Raw genomic sequence first — 18,043 nt, 5'->3', positions numbered from 1 at the left:
CAGACAGAGAAGATTTCGTGGGGACATGTTATCAGTGCTCCAACAATTGCGTGTTTGAATCTGCAAGCTCTCAAGTCCCCCCAATTGATCGAACCGGGCAGGAAACAAGAGGATATTCGTCGTGGTTTATCGGCAGGGTGACTCGCGGTTGGCCAGAAAATCGTTAAAATCATCAAATATTACCAAGATCTTGCTAGCAATTCTGGCAATGATGCCGCCCTCGAAAGCACGAGATGACAGCGAACTCGATCCAACTTGCCCCCATGGACCACCTGGCATTGCTGACGACCGATCCTGCGCGGGGGGAGCGGTTTTATTGCGAAGTACTGGGGTTTCACGCTATAGCACGCCCTTCGTTTTCGTTCGACGGTCGCTGGTTGGTGCATGAGGATGTTGGAGTCATGCTTCACTTGATTCACCGCGCGGATCATCAAGCCAGTAGCGAGGGAATGAATACTCTCAATCCTCATTTCGCCATCAGTTGCCAGAACATCGACGGTGCCATCGCAGTACTCGAGCAATTCGGAATTGATTTCGTAGAAAAGAAACTGCCAGACTATGGCTACCGGCAGTTGTTTTTCCGAGATCCGGATGGCAACTTACTAGAACTCGGCGAGTGGCCTCCTCGTAAGTAACTAATACCAATCACCTAACAAATTCAAACAGTTATTCAGAACGGGATATTTGATGGAAGCTTCAGCCAAAAAGTTTTTTCAGTCCATTTTGGAAACCCCCAGTCCCTCTGGTTACGAACAACCTGTTCAACGCCTTGTCCGCAACTATGCTGAGGAATTTGCCGATGAAGTGACAACGGATCTGCATGGCAATGTGATTGCAGGCTGCAATGTAGACGCTCCTCTGCGAGTGATGTTCGCCGGTCATGCCGACCAGATTGGTCTCTTGGTCACACATATTAATGATCAGGGATTTATCTACACCAACACAATTGGTGGTTGGGATCCCCAACAGTTGATCGGCCAGCGGATGACGGTCCACGCGGACTCCGGTCCCATTCCGGCGCTCATCTCGCGAAAGGCCATTCACTTGCTCGATCAAGAGGAACGCAAGCAGGTAGTCAAAACCAAAGACATGTGGCTCGACATCGGTGCCAAATCCAAAGAAGAAGCCGCAGAGATCATCAAGATCGGCGATCCCGTTACGCTGGAACTTGGGTACCAAGAAATGCGCAACGGTTTGGCCAACTCTCCTGGTATGGACGATAAAACTGGTCTGTGGGTTTGTATGGAGGCTTTGCGTAGAGCAAAGAAGCGCGGACTCGAAGTGGCCCTGTTCGCTGTCTCGACAGTACAAGAAGAGATCGGCCTCCGCGGTGCCCACACGAGTGCCTATGGAGTAAATCCCCAAGTTGGAATTGCGGTCGATGTTACCCATGCGACCGATTGCCCCACCATCGACAAGACTCAAGAGGGGGATGTTAAGCTCGGCGGAGGGCCCGTGATCTATCGGGGTCCGAATATGAACCCAGTGGTCGTAGACCGTCTTCGCGAGGCAGCCGATTATGGCGATATCCCCTGCCAATGGGCAGCCAGTGGCCGCGGCACTGGCACTGACGCCAACAAGATTCAGCTTACCCGAGCTGGTGTCGCGGCAGGTTTGGTGAGTGTCCCCAATCGCTACATGCACAGTGCTGTGGAAACGGTTGCCTTGGACGACCTGGATGCGTGTGCCGACTTGCTGGCGACTTTCGCCCACAAGCTGACGGCAGACACTTGTTTTATTCCGCGGTAAGCTGCCCCCCTCGGCTATGAGCATTCGCAAAGAGGTGGGATGTTGCTTGAATTGTCGAGCAATGCTGCAACTGTTACTCGAGAAAACGCTGCTTCCACAGTGGCATACGCATTATCCAACTCGCGGTGCAATGGGCAGAGACTTGTGTGGGACTCCAAGCCAAGCGGGCAGCTTTCGATCCGCTGAATAGTTCCAACTGCGTTGACCACGTCCAGAATACTGATTTTGCTAGGATCGCAATCCAGCTTATATCCTCCCCCGGGACCCGACTGGGATCGCACAAATCCGGCTTTCACCAAGTCTTGCAATACTTTGTGGAGGTAGCGCCGAGGAACCTGAATCGCCTCGGCCAAATGGTCGGCTGACTCAGCACTCTCCGGGGTACGGGCCAACCAGACAGTAGCACGAAGTGCATACTCGGCAGTTTTTGGCAACATGATATTTTTACCTCCACTCCAATACTACACCTTGACATAAAGAATTCAAGTCGTAAGACTATTCTATATGTAGACATATATTATTTATCGGATGCGATAAGTCGTTTGGTTATAAGGTTTTACGAGGTTCGTCATGAAACAACTTTGGCTCTTTTTTGGCTTGGTAATGGTGGTCTCCTTTGCGGTACTCGGATGGATTGGCGTCCGCATTTATCAAGAGGTCCCACCGCTGATAGATCAAGTCGTGACGACTGAGGGCCAAATCGCCATCGATAAAGGCGAGATTCAAGCAGGGCAAAACGTATGGCAATCGCTCGGAGGAATGGAAGTCGGTTCGGTCTGGGGCCACGGAAGCTATGTCGCCCCCGACTGGACGGCCGATTGGCTGCACCGTGAGGCAGTCTTCATCCTCGATCATTGGGCGCAAGATGATTTTAAGTCAGATTTCGCGGAACTCGACGGAGAACAACAGGCACAACTGAGCGGGCGGTTGGCAGAAAGCATGCGAACCAACTCGTACGATCCCTCAACCGGGACGATCACGGTTGACCCGATTCGGGCCGAAGCGTTTCAGTCAAACTTGGAGCACTACTCGGAAGTATTCTCCAAGGGCAATTCGGACTACGCCATCCATGCGGGTGCCGTTACCGATCCAGAACGACTCAAACAGCTATCGGCATTCTTTTTCTGGACCTCCTGGGCAGCGTCGACCAACCGCCCTGGCGACCACGTTACTTACACGAACAATTGGCCCTATGAGCCTCTGGTAGGGAATCGAGCAACGGGTGACGCCGTAGTGTGGACTGGAGTGAGCATCATCATGTTACTGGCAGGAATCTCCGCCATGGCGTGGTGGTATGCGTCTCGTCGTAGTGATGAGGAAGAACCGCTGGCACCAGAGACGGACCCACTTGGTCAATGGGAAGCCACTCCATCCCAACAGGCGACGATCAAATATTTCTGGGTCGTCTCGGCCATGATTCTGCTGCAGATGTTGCTGGGGGTAGTCACTGCACATTATGGAGTAGAAGGTGATGGATTCTACGGGTTTCCTCTCTCGGAATGGCTTCCGTACAGTGTCACACGAACTTGGCATATTCAGATCGGCTTGTTCTGGATCGCCACCGCCTGGCTGGCAGCCGGGCTATTCATCGGCCCCCTGGTAAGTGAACAAGAACCCAAGGGGCAGCGATTAGGCGTCAACATCCTGTTCCTGGCATTGTTGCTTGTCGTTGCCGGCTCATTGGCTGGAGAATGGTTGAGCGTCCAAAACAAGTTGAGCGACACCATGTCCTTCTATTTTGGTCACCAGGGATACGAGTATGTGGACTTGGGACGTGTGTGGCAACTCGCGCTATTTGCTGGGCTGCTATTATGGCTTTTCCTGATGATTCGAGTACTTCTTCCCGCCCTGCGAAAAGAGGGCGAGCAAAAGCAGCTTGTCGCTCTGTTGGCAGTTTCCACCACGGCCATCGCCTTGTTCTATGGGGCAGGGTTAACATGGGGTCAGCACACTCACCTCTCGATAGTCGAGTATTGGAGGTGGTGGGTAGTCCATCTCTGGGTGGAAGGCTTCTTTGAGGTCTTTGCTACAACCGTCATTGCATTCATTTTCATGCGATTAAATCTTATCCGTCCAGGCATTGCGGCGGCAGCGGCTTTGTTGTCAGCAACGATCTTCCTCTCGGGCGGCATCATTGGAACTTGCCATCACTTGTATTTTTCGGGAACACCGACCGTAGCGCTCGCCTGGGGATCGGTCTTTAGTGCATTGGAAGTCGTTCCGTTGGTCCTCGTCGGCTTCGACGCGACGGAGGACTTGCGTAGATCAAAAACCACGCAGTGGGTGCGTCACTACAAGTGGCCCATCTACTTTTTCATCTCGGTAGCCTTCTGGAACATGATCGGTGCTGGATTATTTGGTTTTATGATCAATCCGCCGATTGCCCTCTATTACATGCAAGGGCTGAACACGACTCCGCTCCACGGGCACGCCGCACTTTTTGGCGTTTACGGGATGCTGGGCATCGGCCTAATGCTTATCTGCCTGCGGGTTCTGATCCCAGGAGTTGAGTGGAAAGAAGGATTGCTGCGGTTCTCCTTTTGGGCTTTGAATGGTGGGCTCATGGCAATGTGCGTCTTAAGCCTGCTTCCGGTAGGCCTGATGCAGACTTCAGCATCGGTTGAGCATGGCTATTGGTATGCCCGTAGCTCCGATTTCATGCAATCGCCATTGATGCAGAACCTTCGCTGGATGCGTGTTCCAGGCGACACCTTATTCTTCCTTGGTGCCGTTGCGCTCGTTGTTTTTGTGGCAGGTTTGAAAACAGGACATTCATTTCGCAAACAACAACTCCAATCTACTTCCAATCCTTCCTGAATTTGAAATGGAGCTCTCCTTGACACAAACAAATCTAAGTTCATCCGTCGGTAGCTGGGTTGCCCAGCATCCTCAAACTTCGCGGGTCTTCGAGTCACTCAATATCGACTACTGCTGTGGTGGCGGTAAACCACTGGCACAGGCCTGCTTGGATCGAAAGCTCGACCCTCATCAGGTCCTGGAGAAAATCGAGCAAGTCATCCACCAGATCGACGATACAACACAAGACTGGCTCACCGCTTCACTCTCCGACCTATCTGACCACATTGAGCAAACGCATCATGCCTATCTCAAGACTGAATTGCCCCGTTTGAATGGTTTGATCGCCAAGGTGGTGAATGCGCATGGGGCAACCCATGAAGAGTTGCCACAGATCCAACAAGTTTTCACCAATCTGCATCAAGAGCTTGAGCCACATATGTTCAAGGAAGAGATGGTGCTGTTCCCTGCCATTCGTCAGCTCGAACAATCGCAAGAGAACCCCTCGTTCGTGTTCGGCACTGTCGCCAATCCGATTCGTGCGATGGAACAGGAGCACGATAACGCGGGGGATGGGCTAGCTCAGATCCGCGAATTGACACAAGAGTATGCCGTCCCCAAGGGTGCCTGCAATACCTATCGGGCGATGCTCGATGGACTACGTGAATTGGAGCTCGACATGCACCAGCATATCCACAAAGAAAACAATGTCTTGTTTCCTAGAGCGATTGAATTGGAAGAATCGCGAGCTGTTGCTGCAAAGTAAACTCAATGTCGCAGCAAATTCCTTTGCTGTTTGCCTGCTCGGGATGTTCCAATGCCGGCCAAGAAGCCGAATAGTTGGCACGGGAACTGGACCGTCGCGGCATCGACGAGATGTCGTTCCTATCCGGCTAGGCGCTGCGAGTCCTCACTTTCTAAAAAAGCTTTCTAGGCGGGAAGTGTGGATTTTTGATGGATGCCCGGTTGAGTGCAGTCTTGGTGTCTTTAATGTACTCCAAGAGCATGTCGATATGCACAATCGCTTGCATGATTTGGTAGTGAAGAAGAACGCACTGCTTCGGTCAAACGAAGAACAGGATGCTTTGATCGAGGCTTTCTTGCAACAGGTTGCTTCCCAGAAACAAGGGTAAGAACATAATTCGCACTCCTGGTCCTGTTTCTTAAGCGTCGTCCCCTGCGTGAATTTGCAAGTAGCTCTCGTAGCGGCGGAAATCAATCGCGCCTTCGGCAACGGCGTCTTTTACGGCGCAGGGTTCCTCGTGGGTGTGCGTGCAATCGGGGTAGCGACAGTGGCTGACGTACGGTCGCAGATCGCGAAAGAAGCCCGCCACTTCTTCGGGGACGACATCCCACAGGCGAAACTGTCGGATTCCTGGGGTGTCTATCACAAACCCACCCATCGAAAGGGGAATCAATTCGGAGGTGGTTGTTGTGTGTTTGCCTTTCTCCGATTCGGCGCTGACCTGTTGCACCCGGAGTGCCAACTCTGGGTCGATGATGTTGAGCAAGCTTGATTTTCCGACGCCACTCTGGCCTGTCAAAACCGACGAGCGGCCTTTAAGAATGGAGCGAAATTCGGTCATTCCCCAACCCTCCGTGGCTGAAACTTGGAGCACCCGGTAGCCGAGTTGGCTGTAGACGCCGATCAGCGGTTGCAACTCACCCCGATCGATCAGATCCACCTTGTTGATACAGATGACTGGCTCAATCTGGGCCCGTTCGGCAGTGACCAGATATCGGTCCAATAAATTCGGTTTCAATCGCGGCTGGGCCGCGCTAGTGACGATCAGGAGTTGATCGACGTTTGTCACCAACACATGTTGACGACCGCGACTATTGCGGCTCAACACCCCCTTGCGAGGTTCAACCCGTTCGATGATCCCTTCGTCAGCACCTGAAGGCCGCACCCAAACCCGATCCCCAGCTGCAACCACATGCCGCTGGTCTGTGCTGAGCGTCTTGAGCAGGCGACGGGTCGCACATTGCCGCACGTTGCCATCGGCAAACTGCACCATGCTCACCAACCCTTGTACTCGCAGCACACGTCCTTCGCTACAGACCGAGGTATCGACTGCCGGCGAGACGAGTCCCTCTTCGTCAATTTCAGCATCGGCCACCGTCCGTTTGCGGGTGAGGTCTCCTTTGCCACTCACGCTTTGCCCAGAAGCAAGATCGGCCACGGACTCTTCATCGCTAGCAAACTCACGCGTTAGATCGTTGCTGCGAGTGCGCACATTGCGATTCTTTCTAAGATCAGCTCGAACCTTGCGCTGTTTTTTCTTGCCCATGCCAACAGAGAGATTTTATTCAGAAAGAAAAACGCCCAAGGAATGGAATCCCTGGGCGTTGAAGTGGAAATAGATTTTCGCGAGCAAAGTGCTCATACCGGTCGATCCGGCATTTTGAGTTGCTCATCATCGTCCATGACATCGTATCGGCGGAATGATCCGTCGGCCTTCTTGCCTGCGTATTGCGGAGCCTTCTCTCTCGAATCCGAAGATTTCAAACCAGCACGGGAAAGCAACGATTCGGTCATGATCTCGTTGGGCAAGTCGTCTGCGGGTGGAGGACCAACGGCCCCCAGATCAGCTGGCGAGTAAATGAGTTCGTAATCGTGCTTCGCCACCGAAAGCTTGTCCCCCGGGTCAACACGTTTCTCTTGGACGCGTATGCCATTGACTTTCACGCCATTGCGGCTCTGCATGTCGCGGATGTACCAATATCCGCCATTGAGCACCAGCCGGCAGTGGTGAGCCGAGACATTGGCAAAACGGAGAACGATGTCACAACTTTCGCGGCGGCCGATCAACAACTGTTTCTTCAAGAGAGGTATTGGATCGCCGCCACCGAGCGGAGTTAATTCACCATACATAAGATTACACTCTTGCGGAAAATGATTCGTGCCCCAATGATAAACGTTAACGGGGGAGATTAATTGACCGGAAGACGGAGCGCAAAGCCACTTCGCCAACCCTCGCGTCGAGTTTCTAAAACCATCTGAATACTAGGTTCTGGCCTTCCTCTAATTTAAGCAGATCACCACGTGAAGTCAACTAACCTGCTACTGGATAGGGATTTACGGCCATCCTGGCGCGATGCTGGCCTGCGATATTATTCCTATAACCACGCCCTCCAGAAAAGGTTTCGATGTCGTGTTCAGAAAGTAAGCCTCGACGCTGGATTTACCTGTCCTAACGTTGATGGCACGGTAGCCAAAGGAGGCTGTACCTTTTGCGATAATAGGTCATTCAGCCCTAGCAGGCGGCTCCCACGAGCAGACATCCTCGGCCAAATTGACCAGAGCATTGTCCGGATGCGAAATCGGTACAAGAGTTGCGATCACTTTCTCGCTTATTTTCAGCCCGCTACCAACACCTATGCCCCCGTCGAGCGGTTACGCCCACTTTATGAAGCCGCCCTCAGCCATCCCCAAGTAGTCGGCCTCGCTATCGGAACGCGTAGCGATTGTGTGCCCGATGAAGTATTGGGGCTTCTTCAAGAACTTGCCAGTGGGACTTATCTCTCCGTGGAGTATGGCATGCAGACGATGCACGACCGCTCACTCGATTGGATGAATCGTGGTCACCACCACGATTCGTTTCTTGATGCCGTCGAAAGAAGCAAGGGCCGCGGATTCGAGATTTGTGCCCATGTCATGCTCGGACTTCCCGGAGAGTCCCACGACGACATGCTGGCCACTGCCCGAGAACTCGCGCGAGTGAACATCGACGCGGTGAAAATCCATAATCTCTACTGCGTGAAGAACACGCCCTTAGCCGACCAAGTGGCCGCAGGGGAGGTCCAACTAATGGGTCAAGGCGACTACGTGCAGACGGTCGTCGACTTCCTTGAACTACTGCCCCCTACGATGGTTGTCGAACGAATTAGTGGCGACGCCCCGCCGGACTACTTTATCGGCCCCGAGTGGTGTCTCGATAAACCGGCAGTCAAGCGAGCCATCGAAGCGGAGTTCACCCACCGGAATTCCTGGCAGGGGAAGCGGCACTCAGAAGGATAGTGAGTCCTTTTGTCGCCGGTTTTTTAAGAATCAAGTACCGGTGAGAGGATTTGAACCTCCACGACCTTGCGGTCACATGGACCTGAACCATGCGCGTCTGCCAATTCCGCCACACCGGCTTGAAGAGTTTACAATCTCAGAATTGGGTAAGTTTGGCAAGGGGAGGCTAGGAAAGTAGCAGGCGCACTGAGAGTGCCTGCTACTTTGCAGTAATCAAGTCCTCCACGCCACGACACACCTCTTGGACTAATCCCGCTTGCTCTTCTTTGCTCTGCACCCATGCGTGTTCCACTGCCGGACGCAGAAAATAGAGGACACTCTCTACCGGCCGTACGCCCAACGCCCGCTCACATGCCAGTCCATAAACGAACATTTGCATGGCATAATTCCCAGCCGCCGCCGGTACCTCGGCGGCAGTGACTTGATTAGTCTTGTAGTCCAGTAGATGCCAGTTCCCGGACTCGTCCTGATACAAGCAATCGATAATCCCTTCCAAGTAACGCCCAGCGAGCGTATCGCTGACCAGTTCGCCAGGAAGGAGAAATTCCACTTCTCGCAGCAGGCAACGAGCCGAAGCCATTTGCTGGGCGCGGGGTGAATGCAAGAAACTCTGCACCAAGTTGGCGGCCTCGGCCGCGGCTTCTTCGACATTCTGCTTCAAGTGCGACGGCGCGAGGAATTCGCATAATTCGTGTACATCAGACTCAGAGAAGAGGTCAGACTCGACAAAGGGGTCAGAACTCTTTTCCGAAAAAGAGTTCTGACCCCTTTTTTCGAAAGCCTGATCCAACACCTCATGGACGAAGGTGCCGAAATCTCGTGGATCGAAAGTGGGGGCATCAATTGCCTCCTCGCCTATCACCGGTTCCGCTCGGACAATCTGTTTCTGCAATTTGCCGGATATGCTGGAAAAAGAAAAACGCTGGCGAGCTCTCAGGTGGAGAGGTATCGTGCCGACTCCCTCAGGCACGATTCCTTTGTCTTGCACTGCCATCTTGCATGTCTTCTCAACCAGTTTCAAGAGATCTGCCCCACGTGTACGACGGGCCGGCTTTCGTTCGCTCACCGGCTCATTAGTCGTCACGCGAATTTGGGGAGTCATGTACCCTTCAGGCAAATCAGCTATGCAATCGCCGCTTGCCAAGTCAAATCGCTCATCGAGAAACTTTAGCCAATCGCTCGACGGTTTGTTGAGGTCCTTGATGCTACTTGAAAGGATGAGAAAGTCGGCTGCGCGAGTGCAGGCCACATAGAGCAGGCGAAGCCGCTCGGCATTATCCTCAATCTTTTCGGCTTGCTGATAGAGGTCCCAACCGACACAGGAACTATCACTCGAGGGTACCAACGGTCCAAGCTCCTCGTCGAACACGGGATCTTGTTTACTACTGGGGCGTTTGCGCTCTAGATCAGGAACGACCACCACAGGAAATTCCAACCCCTTCGCATTGTGGATCGTCATGATGCGGATCACATCTCCCTCAGCGGTTGTCGCGGCAACAGGTTCCTTGGGAGCCCGAGCCACAAACTCGGTCAACTGGGTGACGAATCCACTCAAGTCGCCGGGGTTCAGCTCGTCGAGTGTACGAGCCTGCTCGACGAGTTTGTGCAGATTGGCCAGCTTTCGCTCTCCCAGGAATTCACTTCTCAACGTGGCATCGTAGCCCGTCAACTCGATGGCAAGAGTGAGCAACTCAGCCACCAATAAATCATCCTTGCGATCCCGAAGTTCTTGGAAAGTGTTGGCGGCGTGAGTCACCTTGGCCTGCTCGACAGGCGAAAGTTCTTTAATCGAGTTTGGTGACATCAAAGCCGCTTGAAGGGAACGATGCTTGTTCACCAGCCAAAAAAGGGTTTCATCCTCCACCGCAAAGAGTGGACTCCGCAGCGCCCCTGCCAAACTCAGTTCATCTGCAACGCTGCACACACTCCGCAAGAGGTGCAGTACATCGTAGACTTCTTGTTGGGCGTAAAACGCGTGTCCTCCTGCGAGATAATAATCGAGCCCCTGTTCACGAAGCGCTTCCTCGTAGACTTGCACATCGCTCAGTGTCCGAAACAGGATTGCGATGTCCCCCTGCTTGACAGGCCTGAGCGAGTTATTTTCGACAACCAGTGAATCTTCGGAGTCGATCATCGCTGCCAATCGTCGGGCAACAAAGCGTGCTTCTCGGTAACGGTCTCGCTGAGCCCCTCTAAGCTGCGCGGGTATAGAATCATCTTCCTTGGTATCGGTTATTGCCCAGAAAAACTCGATTGCTGGCAGGGGAGTCTGCTGCTCGCGGCTCGGTCGCAGGGGTTGGTACTCTTCCTCAAAGGCATCGCAAAAGAGCGCGTTCACGAAATCTAGCACGGCCCCTTGGCTGCGGAAATTAGTGGTGAGCGACAACTGAGATTCTGGAGGTAGATGCTCTCGCAGCTGCCGAGACACGGCAGGTTGAGCACCACGAAATCGGTAGATCGACTGCTTGGCATCACCGACGACAAACAACCCCTCCCCTGCCCACCCGTCGCCACACAAGGCCTTTACAAGTTCGACTTGAACCGGATCGGTATCCTGAAACTCGTCGACCAAGAGCAACTTCGTACTGTCCGCGAGATTCTTTCTCGCCGCGGCAAACTCCGGCGCTGTCAATAGACTGTGTGCCTTGTGCATCAAGTCGTCATAGTCCAGCACATTGCGTTCTTGTTTGGCTGACTCATAGCAACGGGCTACGTCGGTGGCGAGTGCCAGAAGTGCCAGACCGGCATTTGCCGTATCCTGCAACTGCTCTTCGTTCCATGGTTTGTAGAGGATGGACTTCTTGATGACTCCATCCCGTACTGCTTTGCATGCATCTCGAAAACTCTCGAAGTCACTTTCGTCGATCCAGTTTTTCTTCTTCGCAGCGTTTCCTTGGACACGAGCCAACGACTGCAGTTCGTCGAGTAGGCGGGTAGGGTTGTCACACTCGGGTAATTCTCGAAGGATTGCCAGAATCCGTGAGCAATGTGCCTGCAATTCATCAGCTGCAAACCCACCTTTCTCACAGATTGTTTGCAAATCACGTATTGGAGCGGCATCGAGCAATTCCTGTATAACCAGAGGAATTGTCTTCTGGTTGTAGTACTTCTTCCAAGCTGCAATTACTTCGTCGGGAGTTGCTTCTAGCCAACTCGCCACGACACCACTCAAATCTTTGCCGAGCAGACCCACCAAATGCTCTCGCAATTTGCTGAGTCCGAATCGCGTGGCAAGTTGAATTACTGCTTCATCGCGTTTCAGTAACAACTGCCGCAAGCGATCGTCGAGGGTTCGCAGTCGCAAGAGATCGGCGCTGGCCGCGTCGAGTTGTTCGAATCGCGGATCAAGCTGCGCTTCAACCGCATGGCTCCTCAGAAGCGATCCGCAGAAGGAATGAATCGTGCTAATGCGAGCCGTGTCGAGAATCCGCAACAACCGTCGCCATGCTTGCTGTTCGTCAACGGCAGTCGCCACCTTTAAACGATCGTAGCAACTGAGGCGAATCCGATCTCGCATTTCCCTCGCGGCGGCATCGGTAAAAGTGATGGCTACCAGCTCGTCCAGTTCCGCGGTCGGCTCCAGGACACGTGGGTCGAGATAGGAAAGAAATCGCTCGGTCAATACAAACGTTTTTCCGCAGCCAGCCCCTGCTGACAACGCAACCGACTGCTGGTACGCATCGAGCGCACGCTGTTGTTCGTCTGTGTAAACAGTGGATGAGGTCATAGCGAGTGAAACTTAATGGATTGAAATCTTAGCCGGACCGCCACGCGGTCCGGGAGTTATCCCGGAGGCATGTGTGCCTCCGGCTGAGGGGGATTTGTAAATCAGTCCTGGGGCCACACTTTCTCCAAACTGCGAATCTGTGCTACGCGGCAGATTTTGCTGAAATCGCAGGATGCGGTGCATTGTTGATTCTCGTTGTAGACGGGGAATTCGCCCGCTCGGATTCCGTGGACCATTTCCTCGATCCTCGCGAGAATTGCCGATTGGAGCGAATCCCAACCGGGAGAATCCTCCAGGCCAGACTTCGTCGGGGTGCGGAATTCGAAGGGACCATCGCGACCACCGGCAAAACCTGTGTCTTTGATGTTCCAGTAACCAGTCGCCAGTGCTTTGGCATGTTGATCGACCAGTAGAAGCTTCTCAGCAGCAAGTGCATAGAGTGGCAACTGCAGCTGGCGGCCTGCTTCCATCTCTGTGGGCTTTAGTTTGACCCCCTGTCCCGATTTGTAATCAATAATCGTGAATACCGTTACACCGTGGACTTGGCCCATGTCGATGCGGTCGATCTGACCTGTAAGCTGAATCTGCTCGTTTTCCAGGTCCAAGATGAATGGTACTGGTTGAGAAAGCGTATCTTGGTATTCGTCGCTACCGTTGTACTTGAGCGGGCCAAACCGCACCTCAAAGTGCGCGGGGTGCAGGGGCTGGTCGAACGACTTCCACTTATCCTGATATTGCATTTCCTGCTTGGCATACTGGGGTGCCCAAGTGAGGACCTCCCGCCGTTCAATTTCGCGAAGCGCTTCATTTAAGCCGCCAAGCGGATTCTCGGAGATGATCCGCTCCATTGCCGAACTAAACCTCGAAATCAGTTCGGGCTCGGTCGCGGCAGCTGGTGGCTTGCCGTGCTGTTGATGCACTGCCGCGAGTACCTGGTGCAGCAAACTCCCACGCCGGAGGTGATCGCTGCGCAAGGCTATCTCGCCAAGCGGTTCAAGCCTCAATATTGTCCCAGCGAAGAAACGAAACGGACAGGTCGCATAGGTTTCCAGCCGACTTGGACTCCACAAATGTTCTTCATTAAATTGCTTCGATAGTGCTACACGGACATTCTCACTTGCTAAGATTCCTTCGTAGGGACCAAACATATCGCGTTGACTTCGCAGACCAACAGACTCGACCCCATGCAGTATCGCCTGCCCCACTGGTAGTTTGGCTAGTCCGGCCAGCCACTTGGGATCACCAGCCAAAGCTGAACCGATCCCGGTTAGTCGCCAATCGCTACGGCTCAGCGGGGCTTGAACCTCGCTTGCGAGTTCGCCGACGGCCATCGTGACTTTGAAAATCGATCCCTCTGCAAAACAACGCTCGAGCTCCGTCAAAAAGGGACTCGGCGACATTGCTTGCCCTTTGTCGTCGAGAGCCGGATAGCTAAGTGTAAGAGTCTCACTCGGCCGGGTCACCATCTCATAGAACAAAAGCATTGCATCGCCAGCCTGTTCTTCAGGTGTCGGCCCTCTGTTCTGCTCGTCAGAGATAAACTGCCCTAGCTCCTGCTGGCTGTAGAGTCGCGCAGAACTCTCACCGCTGGAATAGGATTGCTCGCTCAGTCCCGCTAGGAAGAGGTGACGCACTTCAAGATTGCGTGCATTCGCGGCGGAAAGAAAGCGTACCTGACCGATCGAGTCGTGTGTCACGCGCTGGGGAATCTCCGAGGCAATCTGTTCCACCAGGTGCAATATCTGTGCAACGCTAAGCTCAGCTTCCGCCACGCCGAGTTGCACATCTTTCGCGGAGGTGACATCGAGGGCATGCCGCAAGGATTCCCAATGAGGCCCGGCAATTCCGAATGCAACCACTAGTCGTTCCAAGTGCCGAATCCACGTGGAGAGTCGTGCGTGGGCCGGCAATTCCCCCAGCATCCCTTCGAGTGACTCAAAAATCTTCAAAGCAATTGCCGCGTCCTGAGACTCTTGCGAAGGCTGCTCTCCACTGTCAGACCACAATCGCAATTGCTCCATCAGCAATGTGCGGCCGGCGGGGAGTTGCGCGCGGCGGATGCTTCGCTCGGCTGCGACTCGCCAATTTGAGCTTGTTGCCACTTCTCCGGCGATGCGTTGCGTCGCGGCTGTTGCTGTTAGATCTAGGAGCAAGTCGAAAGGCCAGTCTTTTTCTTGTAGTCGGAGTATTTTCAGCAAGGTGCGCACTAGTGGCGTTTGTTTGAGTGTTGCTTGAGAATCTAACCAGTAGGGTAGTCCAAAATCAGCGCAGACCTCTTTGATTCTTGGAGCAACCTCGTCCAGATTGCGGAATACGACGGCGATCTTTTCCGGCTGGGTGTCACCAGAGAGAAGCAACACTTTAATGCGACGAGCGATCTCCTGGATTTCGCCCTGCACACTATTGGCGGCCAGGATCGCAAGACCCGTGGGTTGATTGCTAAGTTCTTGCTCGTCGCGGAAAAGTTGGCGCTCGACGTGGGCAATCCCCGGAGATTGATTCCGACTCTGTGCTAAAAACTCCGTTTGCGCTGTGGGCAACGAGCCTTGCAATCGCAGTAAGGTTTCTTTCGTTCGCCCAAAGAGTAATTCTCGCCCCGGAGAGGAGGCTCCCTCCGCTGCCTCGGCCAACAGGGAAATGGAAAGTCGCTCCGACCGTTCAGCCAACAGACGCAAGATGTCATGCTGGGCGGCAGTGAAATCGGTAAACCCATCCACCACGACCAGGCCCCACTGCGCGTCGCTCTCCGCATGCAGCTGTTCGCGTGCTGCCCAAAAACGGCCCTCGGCATCGTACAAGTCCTGGGAGGTCAAGAAATGCTGATAAGCCGAATAGATCACTCCGATGTCGCGGTCGCGATCTGAGCGGGCTCGCTGGCGAAATTGCTCCGCCCATACGTCTCGTCGTTTCAGTTCGCCGATGAACTGGGCGACTTGTCGAACAAACCCCGGAGTGTGAGCCACGGCGGCAAAGTAGCTGAGTTTCTCTTGCCCTAATAGCGACACGATCAACTGCTGCAGGATCCGCTGTTTCTCCCACGGTCCGATCGGTCGGATGCGGCGGCGGCCACGGGCGATGACCTGCTCAGCAAACCGGGCAAAGGTTACCACCTGCGGGTTCAGCAGCGCCGACTCACATTTGGTGGCCAGTAGGTCACGGACTTGCCCGACCGCCCCCTGGCTGGGCCCGATCCAGATTCCCCCCGGCTGACGGCAATCCTGCTGCCAGTCGGCAAGAAAATGCACATACTCGCCCGCCAAGCGGGTGGTTTTCCCGGAGCGGGTGGGGCCTAATATTAGGTTGACACCTTGCTCTTTGGAGTTGGAGATCTGAAATCTGCTCATTTGTCATTCCGAAGGAGCCTAGGCGACTGAGTAATATGGGGCCATAACCGTAGACGATGGATGTTGCAGGGGGTAGAAACCGGATCCCTCGGTCGTGAAACTCCCTCGGGATGACAAAAAAGCGACCTATTTGACAACATAACTCTATTTCGGGTAAACTGTTAGGGTAATGAAGTCCCAGGGCAGATGGGAGGCACCTCGCTCTTTTTACCGCTTCATTCATGTAGCGGAAAGCCAGTCAGGTTCCTACTTGTCTTCGCCGCATGTCTTTGAGTTTTACTCATGGATGCGCGTGCAGGTTAGGTTGCCATTCGGCTTGGGACTGCCCACGCAGTTTTGTTGTGGGTTATTAATTTGGCGTCTTATTTTTTTCTTTCTTTCTCATTCCTTTTTTTGAGGAGGCATCACTATGGATGCGAAACGTCAGAGACGAGGATTTACCCTCGTCGAACTGCTGGTGGTAATTGCCATCATCGGTATTTTGGTAGCGTTGTTGCTGCCTGCAATTCAGGCAGCCCGCGAGGCGGCACGGCGGAATTCGTGCCTTAACAACATCAAGAACATCGCCTTGGGTGTCCACAACTACGCGGACAAGAAGAGCGAAGAGTTCCCGTTGGCTTCAACCGGTTTCTTCCGCGGTAGGACAGCCCCCCTCACTACGGATCTCAGAGCAGGTTCAGAGCAGGACCACTACAGTTGGTTGTTCCAGCTTCTACCGAACATGGAAGCCAACAACCTTTACACGCGAGTTCGCGAAGCGACATTGCCTGCTGGTCGTACTGGCGGAAAGCCAACTACCACTGGAAATGGTTCTATACAACTCAAGGCTGGACCGTTTGGCTCAGGTGGTGATAACACGTGTGTTAATGTAGTGGGAAATACGACTGCAACAGGCAATCAAGATCTCTACGCCCACCAACAGAAGCTGGAAGTCTTCCTATGCCCTAGTTATCCCGGTAGTGATGAGGCCAAAGGGACTCAGGCATATGGCAATGGAAAGACAAAGATTGCCGTCGGTAACTATGTTGCCATGCCTTCTACACATTACAACACGGATGGTGTAGCTCCGGCGATAGATCAAGGAGCACCTAGTGGTGGTACTCTATTTGACAGCTATTCAGGGAGCAATCCTAAGCAATTGGCTGGTAATGGTGTGCTGGCTTTTGCTCAGAACACCGCTACCGCCGCACCCGACAATGCTGCAGTCAGCATTTACGAAGTGCAGCGACGTCCCAAGGGTGTGACATTTGCCGGCATTCGTGACGGGACGGCCAACACCATCTTGTTTACTGAATCCCGAGAGGAAAGCTATGCCTCATGGATTAGTGGTTTGTCTGCCTATGTAGTAGCGGTTGACCCTGGCAGTACTCCCAAAGTAACAAAGTGGCCGAACCCCCCCGTTGCCAATACTCCCCAGAGATTAGGCTGGGATCCAAGCGTTGGTACGACTGGTAGGACTGCTTTGAACGTAGGTAATAGCTACAAGACCAAGCAAGGCCAGACTGGCGCCAATGCACCTCAAGAAACCGGCGATGCCTATTTCTTGGCGGGGTATCCGCATGCCAATGGCACTACGACTCCTTCCCGGACATTTGGTCCGAGTAGTGCCCACCCCGGTACTGTGCAACACGCGTTTGCCGATGCCCATGGCAAGAGTATCAACGAAGATGTTGATCCGAATGTCTACTTGGCATTGGTAACCCGTGCCGGTAGCGAAGTGGTGGAACTGCCGTAAGCAGTTTTGCCTGGTTTAGTTTTTTACAACGTCGTGGTGTGAACCCTTTCGCACCACGGCGTTTTTTTATCCCATCGCCGCAAGCCGGGTCGTCCCCGACACCGATTATCTGAGGTGCTCAACAAGCCCCAGTATGAACGGGGTCGGGGACGACCCGGCTCGCTATAAGAAGCAATTGAGTAGTTCCGCTATGTCTTCACTTCCTCCCCAAATCGCATGCAGCGAGCTTCAGGCTCTCAGCAAGAACGGCGCAGACTTTCTGCTCATTGATTGTCGCGAAGCGGACGAGCACGCCCTGGTCGCCCTCCCCGACTCGAAGCTGCTACCGATGAGCTCGCTCGCCGAGCAAGTCAGCGAATTGGAAAACCACAAAGGGTCCCATCTAGTGGTCTACTGCCACCTAGGAGTCCGCAGCCAACGCGTCGCCAACTGGCTGCGCGATCAAGGGTTTGAGAAGGTACAGTCTCTCACCGGAGGGATTGACCGCTGGGCTGAAGAAATTGAGCCGGAGATGGTACGGTATTAGCTAATGCCTGAGGGTGTCCGGGAATTGCACTCGCTACATAGAAGGGCAAAGCGAACTGTCATCCCGAGGGGAGCCGTGCGACCTGAGGGATCTGGGTGGTCTCGCCAAACAGTATGGATGGTGAGCGATGGTTCACCCCGGATTC

12 protein-coding genes and 1 tRNA gene are annotated in these 18,043 nt (G+C 53.7%); 7 read left to right on the top strand and 6 right to left on the bottom strand.

All coding sequences use genetic code 11. The features are described from left to right. The first annotated feature begins 233 nt into the window (after positions 1–233). Positions 234–635 (top strand): VOC family protein, encoded by a 402-nt coding sequence (locus Pr1d_RS11895; RefSeq protein WP_148073732.1) that lies wholly within the window; start codon positions 234–236, stop codon positions 633–635. A 52-nt stretch (positions 636–687) separates the two neighbouring features. Next, positions 688–1,749, top strand: a complete 1,062-nt coding sequence (locus tag Pr1d_RS11890) for a M42 family metallopeptidase (protein WP_148073731.1) — start codon at positions 688–690, stop codon at positions 1,747–1,749. 14 nt (positions 1,750–1,763) lie between these two features. Here Pr1d_RS11890 and Pr1d_RS11885 read toward each other — a convergent pair whose 3' ends face one another. Further along, positions 1,764–2,186, bottom strand: a complete 423-nt coding sequence (locus Pr1d_RS11885) for an RrF2 family transcriptional regulator (protein WP_148073730.1) — start codon at positions 2,184–2,186, stop codon at positions 1,764–1,766. Between the two features lie 133 nt (positions 2,187–2,319). Between Pr1d_RS11885 and Pr1d_RS11880 the strand changes: the two genes are divergently transcribed. Both Pr1d_RS11880 and ric read left to right on the top strand, forming a co-directional pair. Beyond that, positions 2,320–4,566: a nitric-oxide reductase large subunit gene (locus tag Pr1d_RS11880; RefSeq protein ID WP_148073729.1), complete on the top strand. Its 2,247-nt coding sequence runs from the start codon at positions 2,320–2,322 to the stop codon at positions 4,564–4,566. 19 nt (positions 4,567–4,585) lie between these two features. Next, positions 4,586–5,311, top strand: coding sequence for an iron-sulfur cluster repair di-iron protein (gene ric / locus Pr1d_RS11875; RefSeq protein ID WP_238476693.1), 726 nt, complete (start codon positions 4,586–4,588; stop codon positions 5,309–5,311). Between the two features lie 397 nt (positions 5,312–5,708). On the opposite strand, the gene rsgA is transcribed toward ric, so the two are convergent. Beyond that, positions 5,709–6,836 carry a ribosome small subunit-dependent GTPase A gene (rsgA, locus tag Pr1d_RS11870; RefSeq protein ID WP_148073727.1) on the bottom strand — a complete coding sequence of 376 codons (1,128 nt, stop codon included), beginning with the start codon at positions 6,834–6,836 and terminating at the stop codon, positions 5,709–5,711. Positions 6,837–6,928: 92 nt separating this feature from the next. Next, a complete protein-coding gene (locus tag Pr1d_RS11865) occupies positions 6,929–7,420 on the bottom strand; it encodes an FHA domain-containing protein (RefSeq protein ID WP_148073726.1) in 492 nt (163 codons plus the stop codon). A 171-nt stretch (positions 7,421–7,591) separates the two neighbouring features. Between Pr1d_RS11865 and Pr1d_RS11860 the strand changes: the two genes are divergently transcribed. Next, the gene (locus tag Pr1d_RS11860; RefSeq protein ID WP_238476692.1) at positions 7,592–8,566 is read left to right on the top strand and encodes a TIGR01212 family radical SAM protein; all 975 of its coding nucleotides are present in this window, start codon (positions 7,592–7,594) and stop codon (positions 8,564–8,566) included. Between the two features lie 35 nt (positions 8,567–8,601). On the opposite strand, the gene Pr1d_RS11855 is transcribed toward Pr1d_RS11860, so the two are convergent. The 3 genes from Pr1d_RS11855 to Pr1d_RS11845 all read right to left on the bottom strand — a co-directional run bounded on the left by Pr1d_RS11855 (position 8,602) and on the right by Pr1d_RS11845 (position 15,637). Further along, a tRNA-Leu gene (locus Pr1d_RS11855) sits at positions 8,602–8,685 on the bottom strand. An 80-nt stretch (positions 8,686–8,765) separates the two neighbouring features. Then, positions 8,766–12,293 carry a UvrD-helicase domain-containing protein gene (locus Pr1d_RS11850; RefSeq protein WP_148073725.1) on the bottom strand — a complete coding sequence of 1,176 codons (3,528 nt, stop codon included), beginning with the start codon at positions 12,291–12,293 and terminating at the stop codon, positions 8,766–8,768. 101 nt (positions 12,294–12,394) lie between these two features. Further along, positions 12,395–15,637 (bottom strand): PD-(D/E)XK nuclease family protein, encoded by a 3,243-nt coding sequence (locus tag Pr1d_RS11845; RefSeq protein ID WP_148073724.1) that lies wholly within the window; start codon positions 15,635–15,637, stop codon positions 12,395–12,397. A 409-nt stretch (positions 15,638–16,046) separates the two neighbouring features. On the opposite strand from Pr1d_RS11845, the gene Pr1d_RS11840 reads away from it, so the two are divergent. Both Pr1d_RS11840 and Pr1d_RS11835 read left to right on the top strand, forming a co-directional pair. Further along, complete coding sequence (locus Pr1d_RS11840) at positions 16,047–17,372, top strand: DUF1559 family PulG-like putative transporter (RefSeq protein ID WP_148073723.1); 1,326 nt, start codon at positions 16,047–16,049, stop codon at positions 17,370–17,372. A 133-nt stretch (positions 17,373–17,505) separates the two neighbouring features. Beyond that, positions 17,506–17,898 (top strand): rhodanese-like domain-containing protein, encoded by a 393-nt coding sequence (locus Pr1d_RS11835; protein WP_210417962.1) that lies wholly within the window; start codon positions 17,506–17,508, stop codon positions 17,896–17,898. Positions 17,899–18,043 lie beyond the last annotated feature (145 nt).

It is taken from the genome of Bythopirellula goksoeyrii, assembly GCF_008065115.1.
Classification (GTDB): Bacteria; Planctomycetota; Planctomycetia; order Pirellulales; family Lacipirellulaceae; genus Bythopirellula; species Bythopirellula goksoeyrii.
Note: the sequence above shows the minus strand (reverse complement) of the source record. Positions and strands in the feature narration are given on the sequence as shown.

What these genes read in the sequence shown, in the direction of transcription:
- Pr1d_RS11895 (WP_148073732.1), top strand. Translation starts at nt 234, where the DNA reads ATGACAGCGAACTCGATCCAACTTGCCCCCATGGACCACCTGGCATTG.
- Pr1d_RS11890 (WP_148073731.1), top strand. Translation starts at nt 688, where the DNA reads ATGGAAGCTTCAGCCAAAAAGTTTTTTCAGTCCATTTTGGAAACCCCC.
- Pr1d_RS11885 (WP_148073730.1), bottom strand. Translation starts at nt 2,186, where the DNA reads ATGTTGCCAAAAACTGCCGAGTATGCACTTCGTGCTACTGTCTGGTTG.
- Pr1d_RS11880 (WP_148073729.1), top strand. Translation starts at nt 2,320, where the DNA reads ATGAAACAACTTTGGCTCTTTTTTGGCTTGGTAATGGTGGTCTCCTTT.
- rsgA (WP_148073727.1), bottom strand. Translation starts at nt 6,836, where the DNA reads ATGGGCAAGAAAAAACAGCGCAAGGTTCGAGCTGATCTTAGAAAGAAT.
- Pr1d_RS11865 (WP_148073726.1), bottom strand. Translation starts at nt 7,420, where the DNA reads ATGTATGGTGAATTAACTCCGCTCGGTGGCGGCGATCCAATACCTCTC.
- Pr1d_RS11850 (WP_148073725.1), bottom strand. Translation starts at nt 12,293, where the DNA reads ATGACCTCATCCACTGTTTACACAGACGAACAACAGCGTGCGCTCGAT.
- Pr1d_RS11845 (WP_148073724.1), bottom strand. Translation starts at nt 15,637, where the DNA reads ATGAGCAGATTTCAGATCTCCAACTCCAAAGAGCAAGGTGTCAACCTA.
- Pr1d_RS11840 (WP_148073723.1), top strand. Translation starts at nt 16,047, where the DNA reads ATGGATGCGAAACGTCAGAGACGAGGATTTACCCTCGTCGAACTGCTG.
- Pr1d_RS11835 (WP_210417962.1), top strand. Translation starts at nt 17,506, where the DNA reads ATGAACGGGGTCGGGGACGACCCGGCTCGCTATAAGAAGCAATTGAGT.